The sequence below is a fragment of the Chryseobacterium sp. PvR013 genome, assembly GCF_017833095.1.
Taxonomy (GTDB): Bacteria; Bacteroidota; Bacteroidia; order Flavobacteriales; family Weeksellaceae; genus Chryseobacterium; species Chryseobacterium culicis_A.
On the sequence record NZ_JAFIBT010000001.1, the window covers coordinates 2,846,301 to 2,863,755 of the forward strand.

The window sequence follows — 17,455 nt, forward strand, 5'->3', positions numbered from 1 at the left end:
TCTTACTTTTCTTTTGTTTTTTCAACATCATCCGGCATTTCCGTTTCGGATTCTGCCATTTCTTTTTTGGAAAACCGGGGTTGTAGAATTTTGGCAATAAGTCCTGTCCATCCTGTCTGATGGGAAGCTCCTACTCCACGACCGTTATCACCGTGAAAATATTCATAGAACAGGATATAATCTTTGAAATCCGGATCTGTCTGAAATCTTTCATACTGGCCATGAACGGGTCTTTTTCCATTTTCATCTTTCAAAAATATCTTGGCAAGCCTCTTGTTTAAAGCATCTGCAATCTGATCCAGATTTGAATAGTTTCCGCTTCCCGTAGGATATTCCACTAAAAAATCAGGGCTATAGTAAAAGAAAAAACGCTGAAGACTATCAATAATAAGAAAATTGATAGGAAACCATACCGGACCGCGCCAGTTGCTGTTCCCTCCAAAAAGTCCGCTATCACTTTCTGCAGGTGTATATTTTACACTATAATTCGTGTCATTCAGCAGTAATGTATAAGGATTGTTTTCATATTCCTTGGACAAAGCCCTCACCCCATAATCGCTTAAAAACTCATCCGGATTCAACATCCGGCTTAGCAGTCTTTTCAAACGGTGTCCCCGAAGTAAAGATAAAAGGTGTTTGGAATCCTGCCCTTTCACTTCCCATCTTGAAACCAAAGAGGCAAGTTCCGGTTTATTATCCAGTACCCATTTCATTCTTTTCTTGAAATTGGGAAGGTTTTCAATCATTTCATCATCGATAACCTCAACGGCAAACATTGGAATCAATCCTACAATGGTTCTTAACTTCAGGTACATATGTGTTCCATCATTGGAAGCTATGGCATCGTAAAAAAATTCATCCTGTTCATCCCAAAGGCTGAAATTTTCATCACCCATATTGTCCAGTGAATGGGCAATAGCCAGAAAGTGTTCGAAAAACTTCATCGCCATTTCCTCATACACATTGTTATAGAGAGCCAGTTCCAAAGCAATTCTCATCATATTCAGGGCAAACATCGCCATCCAGCTCGTACCGTCCGACTGCTCCAGCTGTTCTCCGTTTGGTAAAACAGTATTCCGGTCAAAAACACCAATATTATCAAGCCCTAAAAAGCCGCCTTCAAAGATATTGTTGCCATTAAGGTCTTTTTTGTTAACCCACCAGGTGAAATTCATCAACAGCTTCTGGAAAGCACTTTCCAAAAATTCCAGATCAGGTTTGTCTTTTAAGTATTCATCAATTTTGAATACTCTGAATACGGCCCATGCATGTACCGGAGGATTCACATCACTGAAATTCCACTCGTAAGCAGGAAGCTGTCCGTTAGGATGCATATACCATTCAAACAGGAAAAGTTTAAGCTGATGTTTTGCAAAATCCGGATCTATCAGTGAAAAACTGATGGTATGAAACGCCAGATCCCAGGTGGCATACCACGGATATTCCCATTTATCAGGCATGGAAATAATATGTTCATTATTAAGATGCTTCCAGTCGTAGTTTCTTATTTTCTCTCTGGACTTTGGAGGAGGCATTTCTGCAGGATCTCCTTTCAGCCATTTTTCAACATTATAGTGGTAAAACATTTTGTTCCACAACATTCCTGCAAAAGCTTGTCTTTGTACCAGTTTTTCATCTTCGGAAGAAATACCTTTCTGGATTTCTGCATAAAATTCATCTGCTTCTTTCTGTCTTTGTTCAAAAAGAGCATCGAAATCTTTAAAGGGTTCTCTTATATCCTTATCTGTAAGTCTGAATTCAAATATTTTAGATTCTCCGGCCTGAAAATCCTCATCAATGAAAAAAGAAGCTTTTGTTCCGGTATTCTGAGGATTGACCGACTGGGAATTTCCTGTCATCACAAAATTATTAATCCCGTCTTTACAGTATTTTGATTCATTGGAAGACTGGTAAAGCCTTTCATTATTGGTTTCATTGTTACAAAACAGGGTCTTTAAAGATTGTTTTGCATACACATTTTTTATCTCAATATCCTTATGGCTGACATTAATATGATCAGAATCTTCAGCAGACAATTGAGGCTTGTAGTCATCATATCCCCAATTCCATGTATTTCTGAACCAAACTGTCGGCAATAGTAAAAGAGGAGCTTCTTTTTCAGATTTATTGACTATTGTTATTCTGACAAGAATATCATTCTGGCTTTCCTTTGCATATTCAATAAAGATGTCAAAATATTCATTGTGATCAAAAATCCCTGTATCAATCAATTCATATTCCGGTTCTTCTTTTCCTCTTGCTGCATTTGTTTTTATCAGCTCTTCATAGGGGAAAGTATTTTGAGGATACTTATACAGCATTTTCATATAGGAATGCGTAGGAGTGGAATCTATGTAATAAAAGTATTCTTTTACATCTTCACCATGGTTTCCCTGCCCGTTCGTCAGTCCAAAGAACCGTTCTTTGACCATCTTATCCTTTTTGTTCCAGAATCCCACAGAAAATATCAGCTTCTGGAGATCATCACAGATTCCGCATATTCCTTCCTCGCCCCAGCGGTAAGTTTTGGCTTCTGCCGTATCATGACCAGTATAATTCCAGGCATCTCCGTTTTCACTATAGTCTTCACGAACAAGTCCCCATTCACGGTTACTGACATAGGGGCCCCATTTTTTCCATGAAACATCTGAAATTCTCTGTTTTTCTGACATAAGCGATAATTATAAGTAATGAATAATGAGCAATGAGTACTATACATTTGATTCAAGCTCTGAGAACAACCTCAAAACTTTAAACTTTAAATTTTGAACTTTGAACTTTGAATTCCTCTACCCTCCCGTAGAAAAACTTTCAAACGTGGTCATTCCACCATCCACAAAAATACTGGCTCCCGTTATATAATCGGCAAGATCACTGGCAAGAAATGCTGCCAGGTTTCCGATATCCTGCGGCTGTCCGATTCGGTTATAAGGAATCAGAGTAAGAAGGGAATTGAGGGCTTCCGGAGTACTCCATGCATTTTGATTAATAGGAGTCTGGATGGCACCCGGACAAATAGAATTCACACGGATTTTATCTGCTCCATATTCCTGAGCAAGGGTTTGCATGAGCATTCTTACGGCGCCTTTACTGGATGCATAATTAGCATGTCCGGCCCAAGGGATAATTTCGTGTACTGAACTGATATGAATGATTTTTCCACAAGCCACAGAACGTGAAGGATCTATTCCTCTCCTAAGAAACTCTTTAATGGCTTCTCTTGCGCATAGAAACTGTCCCGTCAGATTAACGCCTATGACAGCATTCCATTGATCCAAAGTCATTTCAGTAAATTTTGCATCTTTTTGAATCCCTGCATTATTGATCAGGATATCAACGGTTTGAAACTCAGAAACAACATCCTGAAACATTCTGACCACCTGATCTTCCTTGGATACATCACACTGATAGGTCATTCCTTTTCCTCCTGCATCCGTTATTTCTTTTAAAACGGTTTTAGCTTCTTCAGCAGATCTCTCCGAAGAATGATTAACAATGACTGTTGCCCCAGCTGATGCTAATGATTTTGCAATCCCTGAACCAATTCCACTGGAAGCTCCTGTAACTACAGCCACCTGATTTTGAAGTGATATTTCCATGTTTTGTAATTTGATGTTACTCAAAGTTATGGAAAGATATCAGCAGATAAAAAATTATGATTTTAAAATTTTATTAAAGTTTTTTGTACATCAGGTATTGGGGACCACTTCTTCCGATTCTGGTTTTGCCATCATAAATGTATCCAGCCTGAAGATAAATATGATAAGCAGAATTGTTTTTCTGGTTTACTGCCAATACAATTTCATCACAGGTATTGAAGTGCTTTCTGACAAAATCACCTACTTCCAGCATGGCAGCTTTCCCAATTCCCTTTCCCTGCATCTGAGGATTCACAGATAGAGAGCGTAATAAAACTGAATTTTTATTATCGGTAAGCTCAAGTTTATCATTCCCAAAATCAAGGACAAAAAAACCAACGGCTGCATCATTTTCAAATATGGTCACCGGAAATGCGTCTTCATCATTACGTTCACTGATGCTTTGTAAAGCCTGTTGGGCAGTTGCAGTAAAGCGCATCTGATTTTCATCCAGAGCATAGCTTATCCCAGAGAGATCTTCCTGTTTAAAGAATTCTAAGTGTATCATAATATTAGTGATGGTAGACATCTTCATACATTACCCCGGCACGGATTTCCACGGGAAGTTTATTTTCCTCAGGAACAATAGGGCAATTGTAATCGTAAGCGTTATAGGCACAGAAAGGATGATATGACTGGTTAAAATCAAGCACTATCGTATTTCCTTTCGGAATTTTTAAATCCATATATTTCCCTCCTCCATAGGTTTCTTTTTCATTGGTAGCATCACGGAAAGGAAGAAAAAGATAATCTTTGTATTTGTCCTGTTTGATCAAATCCAGACTCTGGTATAAAGTAACGGTATAAGGCTTTCCATCCAGTGTAAATGTTGCTTTTCCATATTCCTGATACGACTTTGTTTTTCCTGAAGACGTAGGAAGATCGAAGGGTTGGGTATCTTTTGATTGGACAAATTGTGCCGTAACTCTGTATTTGGCATCAAAAGGAAAGAAAGGATGTCCTTTAAAGTTTTTAAGGTTATCTTCTCTTAATGGAGTTTCTTTTGGATTGAAATATTCTGCATTCAGTTCTTTCTGAAATTTCTGTACCTCTTTTTCTTCTTTTGATATCTTTTTTTGAGAAAAAGCCCATAACGGAAGCAGTAAAAAGAGTATTATATATTTTTTCATGAATTTAAAATTATAAGTAAAACTATGAATTTCCGAAACAATAAAAGTTAAAATTGTAATAAAAAATATAATCTGTAATAAATAAAATACGAGCCTGCACCTCTAGCATACTTTTTGAAAAACAAAGCTCATGGACAGAAAAAGCTTCATTAAGACCAGTGCTTTGGCGATATCAGGATTTTATTTTCTTCAATCCGAATTACTTCACGCTAAAGCAAGAACAAACAATGAGATAAAGGAATACGATGATGTTCCGATTATCATTATTGGCAGTGGCTACGGAGGTGCTGTATCTGCCCTGCGTCTTTGTGAAGCCGGAAAAAAAGTAATCATCCTTGAAATGGGTCTTAACTGGGAAAAAGCAGGAATTCCCTTTTCCAATCTGCTGAAACCCGGGAAAAGTTCTGCATGGCTGAAAAAGAAAAGCATTGCTCCTTTTATGAATATTTTCTCTCTGACTCCTTTTACAGGAATACTGGACCGTCTGGATTTTGATCATATTAATATCTGGGTAGGAAGAGGTGTTGGCGGAGGTTCTCTGGTGAATGGAGGAATGGCCGTTACTCCCAAAGAAAGTTATTTCAAAGAAGTTTTCCCAGATCTTGATGCGGAAAAGTTTTACCATCATTACTTCCCTCTGGTACGGGAAGAACTTAAAGTAAATGTTATTGATGAACAGTTTCTGAAAGACTGTCCTTATTATAAGTTCACACGGGTAGGTGAAGAAGAGGCTCACAAGGCTGGTTTCAAGACGATAAGAGTTCCCAATGTGTATGATTTTAAGTATATGGAAAAAGAATTCAGGAATGAAGTCCCGCGTTCTGCTCTTAATACTGAAGTGATCTACGGAAACAACTATGGGAAAAACAGTTTAGATAAAACCTATCTCAGAAAAGCTCTTGAGACCGGAAATCTGGAGATTCTTGATCTTCACTGTGTGCAGACTATTCAAATGAATGATGATAAAAGCTATACATTAAATGTGCAGCAGATTGATACCTCCGGAGCTCTGGTTGCTCAGAAAGTTTTCAACTGTAAAAAACTGATTCTTTCCGCAGGAACCATGGGAACATTACAGCTTCTGTTGCAATCCCATGCAGAGAACGGATTTCCTGTCCATGAAAAGATTGGTAAAAACTGGGGAAATAACGGAAACTTTATGACGGGACGAAATTGGGTAAAACCTTTATCAGGAGGCACGGGAGCTAAGCAATCCACAATTCCTGTGGGAGGAATTGATAACTGGGATGATCCTGAGCATCCGTTTTTCACGGAAATTGCTCCTTTACCTATGGGAATGGATGTCGCTACAGCTTTGTATCTGCTGATCAACAGGGTTGATAAAAAGGGAGAAGTTGCTTACAATACAGCCAACAAATCTCTTACCTTGAACTGGAATGAAAGCAATACTGCCAAAATGAAAGAAAATGCTCAATACTTTATCAGAAAAATGAATAAGGCTAATGGAGGAACCAGAAGTCATTTACTTTTCAATAACGGCTTTGGTGCAGATATTTGTTATCATCCGCTTGGCGGGTGCGTTTTAGGTGAAGCTACCAACGAATATGGAAAACTAAAAGATCATGAGAATCTGTATGTTCTGGATGGGTCTTTAATTCCGGGAACTATTGGTGTCAATCCGTTTGTTACCATTACAGCTATTGCAGAATACTGTATTGAAAACCTTATCAGACAGAATGAATTTGCCTGAAATTAAGACTTTGTCTGTACTTCCTTAAGATAGTTTCTGATCTCATTTTCCAGCTTTTCCGGATAGATAAAATGAAACTTTTCAGCCAGTGAAGTTCCCAGCTCATGTACCAGATCTGCATATGCAGACAAGGCCTGCCAGTTTTTTTCAATATTGCTATCAGAGAAAGTAGCTTCTATCGTACTCCATAGTTCCTGAGATAAGTATTTTTTGAAAAGTCTTCCGTGTTTATTGGTTGTGATAGTATTCCAGTTATGATTTCCTGCAATAAACCATTCAATTAAAGGGACGAGATAATCTGTACGAAGAATATTTTCAGACATAAATTTAGCATAAAAAATATCTCCGCGCTTCAAACACTTTGCAACGTAGGTTGTATCCCACCAGAAGTCATTGATCAGCTGCCGGAACTCTTTTTCCGTTGGCTTCTGAATCATGACTGACTGATATGTCGGGGACTTCAGGTTTTCAGTCAGGTTATCTTTATCCAGTAAAACTTTATACCCTACATCCCAATCTTCGGGAAGAGTTTCTTGATTGATTTCTTCTATAAATTCTGCTACCTGATACAGCTTAAAGTCAACTTTCACATGATCTTTATACAAAACCATTTTCATTGCATGCTTTCCTTCAAAAACACGATCATCTTCTTCAATCATGGAAATAGGATCACCAAAAAGTTTTATCCATTCATTTCCGGATTCATAGGTTGTTCTGTTTTCAAAAACAAGTTCTATATCAAGGTCACTAAAATCATCTACAGGAGCGTAAGGGTTTACCAATGAACTGGTCAGGAGAACAACACGGATATCCGGATTGTTTTCAGCCCAATGAATAATCTGTTCTAATTTTTCTTCCCTTACTTTCATATTAATAGGATTCTGATATTTTCACACGATACACATCAGAAGAATTTCTTTTGATTGATTCTACAAAAAAGCCTCCTTCCTCATGAATAACTTCTTTCAGATCAAAACTTTTACAGTCTTTAGGAAGCCCGGAAAATATAAGGGTAAACCAAAAGTCTTTCATAAAAGGAACCGGTGTCCAGTAGGGAGAAATTGAAATATTTTCCGCATGAATCAGCTTGCTTCTATGCTCAGACTGGTTATCAAAAAGATAGGTTGAATGCCAGATCCTGATCAGGTTTCCTAAAAATGGTGATGCGGGAAAACAACAGTGTACAATAACCTGTTTCTCCTCTTCTGTTTTCGCCTGAAGAGATTCCAGGATTTCCTTTGCAATAACTGGTTTTACAATTATTTCTTCCACCTTTTTATGAGTAATAAGTAATGAGCAATGAGTAATAGCCTTTATTCCTCATTGCTCATTAGTGATGTTAATATTCTAATTCTAATTTTTCTTTTGTATAATGCCTTACTTCATGGGTCAGTTCCGGGTTTGCGGCCAGTTTTTGTCCGTAGGAAGGAATCATTTCAAGCAATTTCTCTTTCCATTCTCCATTCAGTTTTTCCGGGAAACATTTTTCCAGCACATTCAGCATGGCATATACTGCTGTAGATGCTCCCGGTGAAGCGCCTAATAAAGACGCAATCGTTCCGCTCTTATTCACAACCACTTCAGTCCCGAATTCCAGTTTACCACCATCTTTTTCATCTTTTTTGATGATCTGAACTCTTTGTCCTGCTACTTTCAATTCCCAGTCCTCTTCCTTGGCATCTTTGATAAATTCTCTTAAATGCTGCATTCTCTGAGATTTCGTCATCGCAACCTGCTGGATAAGATATTTCGTAAGAGGGATATTATGCCACCATGCTCCGAAAAGTGATTTTAAATTTTTGGTGTTCACACTTTCAGGAAGATCGAGATAGCTTCCCTCTCTTAAAAATTTGGTTGAGAACCCTGCAAAAGGTCCGAAAAGAAGAGCTTTCTTACCATCAATGATTCTAAGATCAAGGTGTGGAACTGACATTGGCGGAGCATCCACCGTAGCCTGTGTATATACTTTAGCATGGTGTTTTTCTACCAGCTCCTGATTATGACTTACCAGCCATTGCCCTGAAACCGGGAAACCTCCATATCCTTCACTTTCTTTAATATCTGAACTGTCCAGTAACGGAAGTGCATATCCTCCTGCCCCGATAAATACAAAGTCAGCAACGACCTCTTGTTTATGGCTATGAATCCTGTCTTTCACTTTCATTTCCCATTTACCACTTTCTCTGGGGCTGATGTCTTTTACTTCATGATATAAGAAAACCTCTACGTTAGAATCTTCCAGAAGGTGTCTTCCCATTTTTCTTGTCAATGTTCCGAAGTTAACATCCGTTCCCATATCCATCTTCGTTGCTGCCATTACTTCAGACTGATTTCTTTTACTCATCACCAAAGGAATCCATTCCCTCAGTTTATCATGATCTGTAGAAAATTCCATTCCTGAGAAGAGTACAGATTCTGCCATTTTATCATGACGTTTTCTAAGATATTCAGCATCTTTTTCTCCGAATACCAGGCTCATATGGGCACATGAATTGATAAACTCTTTCGGCTCATGAATATACCCTTTGGTGATCAGATAAGCCCAGAATTGTTTTGAAATTTCAAACTGTTCTGCAATGCTTTCTGCCTTGGTGATATCAATAGATCCATCCGGTTTTTCCGGCGTATAATTTAGCTCACAAAATGCGGAGTGCCCTGTTCCGGCATTGTTCCATGCTGCAGTACTTTCTTTGGCAAACCTTCCAAGTCTTTCAAAGATTGCAATTTCCAGATTTGGATCAAATTCATGAAGCAGCGTTGCTAAAGTGGCGCTCATGATTCCTCCGCCTATCAGTACAACGTCGTATTTAGGTTTCGGTGTTCTGCTTGTAAGCGATTGTGACATAATTTTAAAATTTTACTTCAAATTTCGGGAAAAGTTTTAAAAACCAGAACGCGTTTAACGATTTTAACACGTTATTTTTTCACTCAAAAATACTTCTTTAACACACAACAAAAAACAATGGAAAATTTCAATAAACTATTATTGAAATGATTGATAATGTAAAACATTTGTTTACAAAAATGTTAAATTTTTATTTTTTTTAATTCACTGAATGGTAACTAATTGATTGTTTTTTCAGGGATGAAATTTTATAAAAATTTAAGTTTATTTAAGTTCATCATATTAAACACTATAACCATAACCATTTACGCCATCACACTTTATCAACAATAAGTGATAAATCATTACATTAAATTTAAATAATCTCACTATTGATTGATAAATACATAATATTATAGATATAATTCTATACATAACATATTGCATGGCTGATTTTTTTACGTACCTTTCAATTGATTTAATACATATTCCAATAAGTATTTAATTAAAATTATTTCGTAAACATACTAAAGATGAAAATCATTAACTTCGTGAGTACACTATTCGCGACAGTGGCTTTTGCCCAAAGCGGAAGTGTAGGAATTAACACGTCCACACCAGACCCCAGTGCTATTCTGCACATTGAGAACTTCAATGGAACCCCAGCCACAGCTACAGCCACCATTTCAGGAGGAGCAGTTACCGGGATTACCATCAGCAACGGAGGCAGTGGCTATACTGCTGTACCAACAATCAATTTCTTTGGAGGAGGATCTATTGTTAACGGAGGATCAAAAGCCCGTGCTACAGCGACCATTTCCAATGGTCAGGTTACAGGTATCACCATTAACAACGGAGGCAGTGGCTACACTACAGCTCCTACAGTAACCGTTTCCGGAGGTAATAAAGGATTATTATTTCCCAACCTGAATATTGCTAACCTAAGCAGCACAACGAGTCCTGTTGCCTCTCCTGCCAATGCGCTCATTGGATTTAATGGAGGGACCAACAGCAACAACAAGGCTCTTCATTTTTTTAATGGGACAAACAATACATGGCAAAGCACCATTGATGCTCAAAATACGCCAAAGGTTGCCTATCTTGATTTTACCGGATCTTTATCTGCTCTAGACAATGCTATAGCCGGTGCCAGCACTCAGCTTATGGTTAATAATCCAGCCGTTTCCGGAGTTTCAAACATTAGCGGATTCAAAGTTCTTCCGAACACTGCCGGAGGATATTCCCTGATTCTTCCACAAGGAAATTATCTGGTAGAGGTTAACCTGAATTTAAATTCACCTCAGGAAAATCCATCGGGACAGGGAGGGACAGCTCCACTTTCAGGAAGCTCTTATTACCTGATGGGATATTTTATAGATTTTATCAACGATACCTATAATAATACAACGAATACCTTTACCGGAGGAGGGGCTACTAGAAAAGAAGTTCCTATTGTTTCTAAGATCAATACCAATCATCTTGCCACCTGGTCTTATTATTACACGGTTCCTGCTAATGCCAATGCCAATATTATAGGAGGGCTCAGATTAAACCTTGGAAGAATGCAGAACAGTACATTCTACGATCTTGTGAATGTGATCCCAACCGGTTCTTATATTAAAATATCTCAGCTTTAAAAGAATGAATATGAAAAAATATTACATGCTGCTATTATTGATTATAGCTCAGACCATATATGCACAGGTTGCTATTGGGAAATCTTCAGTGAACAGCTCTGCGGTTCTTGAAGTTTCACAATCTACCAACAAGGGAGTGCTTCTTCCAAGAGTGGATATTGTAGACATATTGAGTAATACTTCACCGGTAAATAATCCGGCAGAAGGACTGGTTGTGTACAATAAAGGAAATTCTATCAGTCCAGGTCTTTATATCTGGAAAAACAGCAGATGGACCCAGCTTTCCGATACTTATAATCTGGTAAGTTATATGATGCTTCAGCGTACTACTGATTATGCTGTATTGGGAGGCCTTGCCAACGGGACTTACAAAAATTTCAATGATGCTGCTTTTACTGTAGTATCCAATGATATCGGAGCTTTATACAATACCTCTACAGGAGTCATCACTCTTCCCGGAAACAGTGGTTATCTGGTGAATGTATGCCTGAACATCAGAACAGCTCTTGAGAGCAGTACTGCCGGAATCGGGGGAACTTCTGTTCATCTGCATCAGTATCTTGTAAAACTTATTGACCCGTCTACCGGAAATCAGTATGGGAAAACCATTAGCATTAATGCACAATCGATTGCCAGTAATAAGACTCATACGCTGAATATGAGCTTCTCCTTTGTAACTACTTCAACAGCTCCAATTCTTTTAGTTCCTGCCATTGCTCATGATGCAGGAGGAACTTATCAGAACGGATCAGGAGGAACAGCTCCTAATAACGGAGAAATAATCATTACGAATGCTAAAGTTGACATTCAAAGATCAGCACTTAATCAATAATCTATTGCACAATGAAAACATCTATTTACATAGCCTGTATGATACTGTTGAGTATTTTCTCAAATGCACAAGTTGGTATCAATACAAATACACCGAATGCCAGCAGCGTTCTGGACATTAATTCTTCCAATAAAGGGGTTCTTTTTCCGCAATATGACCTGCTTGCTCTGAACAGTACTTCAACTCCTATCGCCAATCCTGCAGATGGACTTATCATCTACAATAGCGGAGGAGCATCTACTTTTCCCAAAGGATATTATGTTTGGGTAAGAAATCAATGGCAGCGTATTATCGTTTCAGGTTCTGAACCTCAGATCATGTCTCTGCTTATCAGTTCGGGAGTACTTATCCCTACCGGAAGCACGAATAATACATTAGGGAACTTTACGGTAACTTCAAATAAAATTACAGGAGCTTCACTAGGTGCAGATAACTCCACGATTACGCTGCCCGCCGGAACTTATATTGTACGGTATTCTGTGGATTCCAGTAATGCAAATAACAACAACGGAACAGCTAATACCCAGTATCTTGGCCAGAATTTCACCTGTACAAGATCTTATCTGATTAATTCTGCTACCAGCGCAACCATCACGGAAACCAACAGAATGTGTCAGCTATCCAGTTCTTTTACATTTTATCAGGGAAGTTATTTTTTAGTCTTAGCTTCTCCAACCACTATTCGTCAGAAATTTGAATTTGATTCAGGAAACGGCTTTACAGCCAGCAATCTGAATGTGAGATCATCATTAGCACTTGTCATTACTAAGATGAGTCTATAAAAAAAACTTAAGCATGGGAAATGCTTAAGTTTAATTATTTATGTTTAACAGGACCTTAATTCTAAGGTCCTGTTTTTTAATTCAATTTTGCAGTCAGCTTTTTAAACTGCTTTTCAGCATTTTTACCTTCATACAGAATAGCATAGACTGTATCGATAATCGGGAGTTTAAGATTTTTTTGTTTCGCTGTTTGATAAATGGAATCAGCAGCGTAATATCCTTCTGCTACCATGTTCATAGACTGAATAGCAGATTTTACCGTATATCCTTTTCCAATCAGGTTTCCAAGGTTTCTGTTTCTTGAGAAAAGTGAATAGGCTGTTACCAAAAGGTCACCCAGATAAGCGCTTTCATTCACATCTCTAGGTGCTTCGTAGATTGCTTCAAGGAAAGTTTCCATTTCACGGATAGCATTGGAAACAAATACTGCTGTAAAGTTGTCCCCATACCCTAATCCACTTGCTATTCCCGCCCCGATGGCAAAAATATTCTTAAGGATTGCACTGTATTCATTTCCTAAAATATCTTTGCTTGTGTGTACCTTGATAAAGTCTGAACTGAAGATTCCTTCAAGTTTTTCAACAATCTCATCTTCTACTGTCGCAATAGTAAGATAAGAAAGTCTTTCCATAGCCACCTCTTCAGCATGACAAGGGCCTGCAATAACGGCCTGGTTTCTAAAACCAATTTTAAATTCATCACGCAGATAATGCGCTACCACATCATTTACTTTAGGAATAATCCCTTTAATTGCAGAAATAAAGATCTTATCTGAATAATCACAGGTCATCTTATCCAGTGTATCAGACAGATAGATAGACGGAGTTGCCAGCACAATAACGTCACAGGCAGAAACCAGTTCATTAATATCTGTTGTCAGTTTTAAACTTTTAAGATTAAAATGTGCTGCTGTAAGATAAGTTGGGTTATGTCCGCGAAGCTCAATGGCTCCCTTTACAAATTCACTTCTTACACACCAGTGTACTATTTTGCAGTTTTCAACAAGCATTTTTACGATAGCGGTTGCAAAACTTCCGCTCCCTACAACTCCTACAGAAATATCCTTTTTATTCTTTTTTGGATTCGAAGATTCTGAAATAATTTTCTTTTTAGCCATAATTGGAATGTGAACTGCAAAGATATTAAAACAAAGACGTAACGCGGGCTTTGAAACTATGATAAAAGCCATTTTCTGAAAAAATTAACACTTCAACACAATTAAATAGCTAATTAGCCGTTAAATACAGAAAAAACTGAATTTTAATTAAAAATAACTCACAAAGGTTATTTTTAATTAAATTTGCAGCTTCAAAACCGTTTTAACTTACTAAGAGAAGAAATATGAAAAAATTTCTAAACAGCAAGAAGAACGTAAACATTCTCCTGGGAGGACTTTTACTAGTAGTTTTTGCACAAGGTGTATTCATTGCAAAGCTCTTTTCCGAAAGAGATGACAAAACCTACGAAGTGAACCTTGTAAAAATAAACACTGAAAAAGACAGTGTAGATTATTTAAAAATGAAAACTGATCTTACCCTTGTAGATCAGACTGTTGCTCAACTCAACTCCTTCCTGAAGTCCAAAGACATTACCAATGAAAAACTGATGATGCTCAACCAGGACAGTATTTCAAATTCTATTTATCTTTCCAAACAAGCTAACCGATACAGCCAGTATCTGATGGATCTTCAGAAAAAACTGATGCAGGTTCCATTAGGAATGCCTACTGACGGATATATTTCTTCCAATTTCGGAGTGAGAAAAAATCCTATTCCATTCAAAACTGTTTTTGCTTCTGTAAAAACAAGTATTGCAACGGAAGCTAAACCGGCAGTTGCTGCAGCTCCAAAACCTGAAGTAAAAGCTGAACCTGTTGAGAAAATTATCGAGCTTACCGACAGCTATGGAAACAAAAGGGAAGTAAAAGTGATGGTTACTCCAAAAGCGGCTCCAGTGGCTGCTGCCCCAGCTTCTACTACAACAAAAGCGGTTGCCGGAGCCACAACAACCAAAACAGCGGTTGCTGAAAAAAACAATGCCCCTGCTGAAGCTGATCAGATGCAGTTCCACAAAGGATTGGACATTGCTGTTGCCTATGGCTCTGATGTAAGAGCCGCCGCCGCCGGAACCATTATTTTTTCCGGACAGAAAGGAGGTTATGGAAACTGCGTGATTGTTTCTCACGGAAATGGATTGGCTACGCTATACGGACATTTATCACAACTTGTTTCTAAGGTAAATGATAAAGTAAAAGTAGGTCAGGTAATAGCCAAATCCGGAAATTCAGGACGATCTACAGGACCTCATCTGCATTATGAAGTACACAAAAACAATACTCCGATTAATCCGAAATTGTTTATGAATTTATAAAAAGAAAGGCTGTTCACATAGAACGGCCTTTTTTGTTGATGATGAAATTTTTAAACCATTAAGGTTCTATTAAGGTTGTAAGAATATTAAGATGAGCTTCGCTTTAAGCAGAGTCTTTCTTTTATTTTCCTTAAATCAGCTTCAATCATTCAAAAAATCTTAATGGTTCAAAATCTTAAGAGTTCCTTTCGGATGGGTAAAAGTACCATCAGGACCTGCAATATTTGAATAGATAATATTTTTATTATAATCCTGAATATGGGTTACATTAAAACCAAGGTGTGGCTCATGCCAATAGACCATAAAAACATTTTTTGCTACTTCTACAGCCGTATATTCTACAGTATCAGTACTGTTTTTTGAACTTCCGGCTGTTCCTGTAAACGTCATTGTTTTGTTATCTTTAAAATCAAGAAGGAATTTTACAGCTCCAAAATCCACTTCCACTTGATGTCCGATTGCCGGATATGGAGATCTCAGATCCCAAGCCATTTCGCCAAAGAAAACTTTTGCTCCCATTCCCAACTCATCTTTTCCATGGAGATCAGGATATTTTTTAACCATAAAATCTACAACAGCAGAAGACGTTTTGTTTTCAGTGACTGCCTGTTTATAGTTTTCCAGATAGCTTTTCACAAAATCAAGAGATTTTGGTGACGTAGAAAGTTCTGCAAAGTGGGAAGGAATAACTTGCTCCGGTTTCAATGCTTTCATAGCATCAATCTGCCCGATCCATTGATCAATTGCTTTTACATTCTGTGTATCTGCCATCCAAAGATGTGAACCTACCGAAACTGAAATTCCGCCTGCAATAGTTTTAATGGAAGGAATCCAAAGAAAACTGTGTGCCGGATCTTCCGGATTTTGTCTGATTTCAATTGTATGACCTTCAAGATCAGGAATTGCAACAGCTGCTTCAGGAACAATAATTTCTGATGGAGCATCTGCTTTCAACTGTGGTTTCCACACGCCCATTTTATCATCTTTTGAAGCTGAGATCAAATAGGCTGTCTGAGCAGTTGAGATAATCTTTGCGCTAGGAAAGGCTTTTTTGATAACATCCAGTCCAAAATAAAAATCAGGATCACTGTGAGAAATAAAAATGGTTTTCAGATTTTTCCCTGTTGCCTTTATTTCTTTCACGAGCTGCTCGGCATACTGCTTCTGAAACTGAGCATCTACAAGTATGGCATCTTTATCTCCATAAATAATGGTAGAAGTAATAGGAAAAATAGCTTTGGTTCCCGGATTATAAACTTTCACTTTAAGATTCCCTGCGAAAATGCTGATAAATCCTAATAAGGCCAATAACGACCATAATTTCTTTTGTATCATTTCTGTCTTTTTATGTTAGTAAGCTGCTGTAAAACGTTCACGGATGTGATTGTTCTGCTCTAATTCATCTACCAAAACTACAGCTACATCTTCTACAGATAGACGGCTTCTTCCGTTTTCATCAAATACCGGAGTTTCCAGTGAAGTTCTGTATTTTCCTGTTCTTTCCCCTACGTTCGCCTGATTCATTTCTACAGCTGGGCTGAAAAAGGTCCAGTCCAACGTATTATTTTCTTTGATTTTGTTTAAATAATCTCTTGCTGCTGTTGCACCCGGCTTGTAAGCTTCAGGGAAATCCGGAGTATCTACAATTTGTACATGATCCGGTGTATAAAGGCTTCCTGCTCCTCCTACTACGATCAGTCTTTTTACTCCTGATTGTTCTACTGCTTTTTGAATATTTTCAGAACCATTTAAAAAATCGTTGTAAAGATTAGGATTCGTCCATCCTGCATTGAATGTACTGATTACGGCATCGCTTCCTTTCAGTGCTTCAGCCAATTCATCTACGTTGTTGACATCAATGCTTTTTGCGGTTACATTTTCCTGTGTTTTTACTTTGGATGCATCTCTTACCAATGCTTCTACAGCATATCCTCTGTCTGCTAATTCTGATACCACGTGTGCTCCTACAAATCCTGTTGCACCGATTACTGCTACTTTTTTCATAATGTTTTATTTTTAATTAAATTGTAATAAATTTTGTTACATTTAAAGATAAAAAATTTTATCCGAACTGGTCAGTGAATTCTTGTAATGACTTGTCTCCTAAAAAGTTTACCACCAAACGATCTGTTTCTTCAAATAAAGTATTTAAATGATTGTTAATCTCTTTTCCAACACTGCATGCCGGATTAGGATTCTGATTTTTTTTCCCTAATACTTCTGTATTTTTTACGGCTTTATAGATCTCAGAAATTGTAATCACATCTGCATTTTTTGCAAGCTGGCTTCCTCCCTCTTTTCCCTGTCTGCTGATAATCAGGCCTGCTTCTTTCAACACACTGATCTCCTTTCGGACGATCACCGGATTCACATTGATACTACCCGCCATCCAGTCAGAAGTAAGCCACTCCTGAGGACTTTTGGCCAATAAGGTCATAATATGTACTGCCGTAGCAAATCTTGTATTGTTCATTGTAATTACAGTGCAAATATACACATTTTTTAATTGTAACAAAATTTATTACAGTTAA

Annotated in this window: 16 protein-coding genes; 5 read left to right on the top strand and 11 right to left on the bottom strand. The window is 37.8% G+C overall.

The window, feature by feature from the left end; genetic code table 11:
* Positions 1-2: 2 nt before the first annotated feature.
* The 4 genes from JOE44_RS12840 to JOE44_RS12855 all read right to left on the bottom strand — a co-directional run bounded on the left by JOE44_RS12840 (position 3) and on the right by JOE44_RS12855 (position 4,768).
* Complete coding sequence (locus tag JOE44_RS12840) at positions 3-2,672, bottom strand: glucosidase (protein WP_209785891.1); 2,670 nt, start codon at positions 2,670-2,672, stop codon at positions 3-5.
* A 117-nt stretch (positions 2,673-2,789) separates the two neighbouring features.
* Positions 2,790-3,599 (bottom strand): glucose 1-dehydrogenase, encoded by an 810-nt coding sequence (locus tag JOE44_RS12845; protein ID WP_105684255.1) that lies wholly within the window; start codon positions 3,597-3,599, stop codon positions 2,790-2,792.
* 73 nt (positions 3,600-3,672) lie between these two features.
* Complete coding sequence (locus JOE44_RS12850; RefSeq protein ID WP_245169781.1) at positions 3,673-4,146, bottom strand: GNAT family N-acetyltransferase; 474 nt, start codon at positions 4,144-4,146, stop codon at positions 3,673-3,675.
* A gap of 4 nt (positions 4,147-4,150) precedes the next feature.
* Positions 4,151-4,768, bottom strand: a complete 618-nt coding sequence (locus JOE44_RS12855; protein WP_209785893.1) for a DUF1684 domain-containing protein — start codon at positions 4,766-4,768, stop codon at positions 4,151-4,153.
* A 130-nt stretch (positions 4,769-4,898) separates the two neighbouring features.
* Between JOE44_RS12855 and JOE44_RS12860 the strand changes: the two genes are divergently transcribed.
* A complete protein-coding gene (locus JOE44_RS12860) occupies positions 4,899-6,479 on the top strand; it encodes a GMC oxidoreductase (RefSeq protein WP_209785894.1) in 1,581 nt (526 codons plus the stop codon).
* A gap of 2 nt (positions 6,480-6,481) precedes the next feature.
* Here the strand turns inward: JOE44_RS12860 and JOE44_RS12865 are convergent, their stop codons facing one another.
* The 3 genes from JOE44_RS12865 to mqo all read right to left on the bottom strand — a co-directional run bounded on the left by JOE44_RS12865 (position 6,482) and on the right by mqo (position 9,324).
* The gene (locus tag JOE44_RS12865) at positions 6,482-7,348 is read right to left on the bottom strand and encodes an AadS family aminoglycoside 6-adenylyltransferase (RefSeq protein ID WP_209785895.1); all 867 of its coding nucleotides are present in this window, start codon (positions 7,346-7,348) and stop codon (positions 6,482-6,484) included.
* Between the two features lies 1 nt (position 7,349).
* Complete coding sequence (locus tag JOE44_RS12870) at positions 7,350-7,751, bottom strand: hypothetical protein (protein WP_105684260.1); 402 nt, start codon at positions 7,749-7,751, stop codon at positions 7,350-7,352.
* 67 nt (positions 7,752-7,818) lie between these two features.
* Positions 7,819-9,324 carry a malate dehydrogenase (quinone) gene (gene mqo, locus JOE44_RS12875; protein ID WP_105684261.1) on the bottom strand — a complete coding sequence of 502 codons (1,506 nt, stop codon included), beginning with the start codon at positions 9,322-9,324 and terminating at the stop codon, positions 7,819-7,821.
* Between the two features lie 512 nt (positions 9,325-9,836).
* On the opposite strand from mqo, the gene JOE44_RS12880 reads away from it, so the two are divergent.
* The 3 genes from JOE44_RS12880 to JOE44_RS12890 are packed head-to-tail and all read left to right on the top strand — an operon-like array spanning position 9,837 to position 12,554.
* On the top strand, positions 9,837-10,940 hold the full coding sequence (locus tag JOE44_RS12880; protein WP_209785896.1) for a hypothetical protein: 1,104 nt from the start codon (positions 9,837-9,839) through the stop codon (positions 10,938-10,940).
* Positions 10,941-10,950: 10 nt separating this feature from the next.
* Positions 10,951-11,772 carry a hypothetical protein gene (locus tag JOE44_RS12885; protein ID WP_209785897.1) on the top strand — a complete coding sequence of 274 codons (822 nt, stop codon included), beginning with the start codon at positions 10,951-10,953 and terminating at the stop codon, positions 11,770-11,772.
* An 11-nt stretch (positions 11,773-11,783) separates the two neighbouring features.
* Positions 11,784-12,554 (top strand): hypothetical protein, encoded by a 771-nt coding sequence (locus tag JOE44_RS12890; RefSeq protein WP_209785898.1) that lies wholly within the window; start codon positions 11,784-11,786, stop codon positions 12,552-12,554.
* 76 nt (positions 12,555-12,630) lie between these two features.
* On the opposite strand, the gene JOE44_RS12895 is transcribed toward JOE44_RS12890, so the two are convergent.
* Positions 12,631-13,671: an NAD(P)H-dependent glycerol-3-phosphate dehydrogenase gene (locus JOE44_RS12895; protein WP_209785899.1), complete on the bottom strand. Its 1,041-nt coding sequence runs from the start codon at positions 13,669-13,671 to the stop codon at positions 12,631-12,633.
* A 224-nt stretch (positions 13,672-13,895) separates the two neighbouring features.
* Here JOE44_RS12895 and JOE44_RS12900 point away from each other — a divergent pair, with 224 nt between their 5' ends.
* The gene (locus JOE44_RS12900) at positions 13,896-14,924 is read left to right on the top strand and encodes a M23 family metallopeptidase (protein WP_209785900.1); all 1,029 of its coding nucleotides are present in this window, start codon (positions 13,896-13,898) and stop codon (positions 14,922-14,924) included.
* 159 nt (positions 14,925-15,083) lie between these two features.
* Here the strand turns inward: JOE44_RS12900 and JOE44_RS12905 are convergent, their stop codons facing one another.
* From JOE44_RS12905 to JOE44_RS12915, 3 genes are read right to left on the bottom strand one after another with little or no spacing between them, the layout of a single operon-like run.
* Positions 15,084-16,259 (bottom strand): MBL fold metallo-hydrolase, encoded by a 1,176-nt coding sequence (locus tag JOE44_RS12905; protein ID WP_209785901.1) that lies wholly within the window; start codon positions 16,257-16,259, stop codon positions 15,084-15,086.
* Between the two features lie 15 nt (positions 16,260-16,274).
* Positions 16,275-16,928 carry an NAD(P)H-binding protein gene (locus JOE44_RS12910; RefSeq protein WP_105684268.1) on the bottom strand — a complete coding sequence of 218 codons (654 nt, stop codon included), beginning with the start codon at positions 16,926-16,928 and terminating at the stop codon, positions 16,275-16,277.
* Between the two features lie 58 nt (positions 16,929-16,986).
* On the bottom strand, positions 16,987-17,397 hold the full coding sequence (locus JOE44_RS12915) for an Rrf2 family transcriptional regulator (protein WP_209785902.1): 411 nt from the start codon (positions 17,395-17,397) through the stop codon (positions 16,987-16,989).
* Positions 17,398-17,455 lie beyond the last annotated feature (58 nt).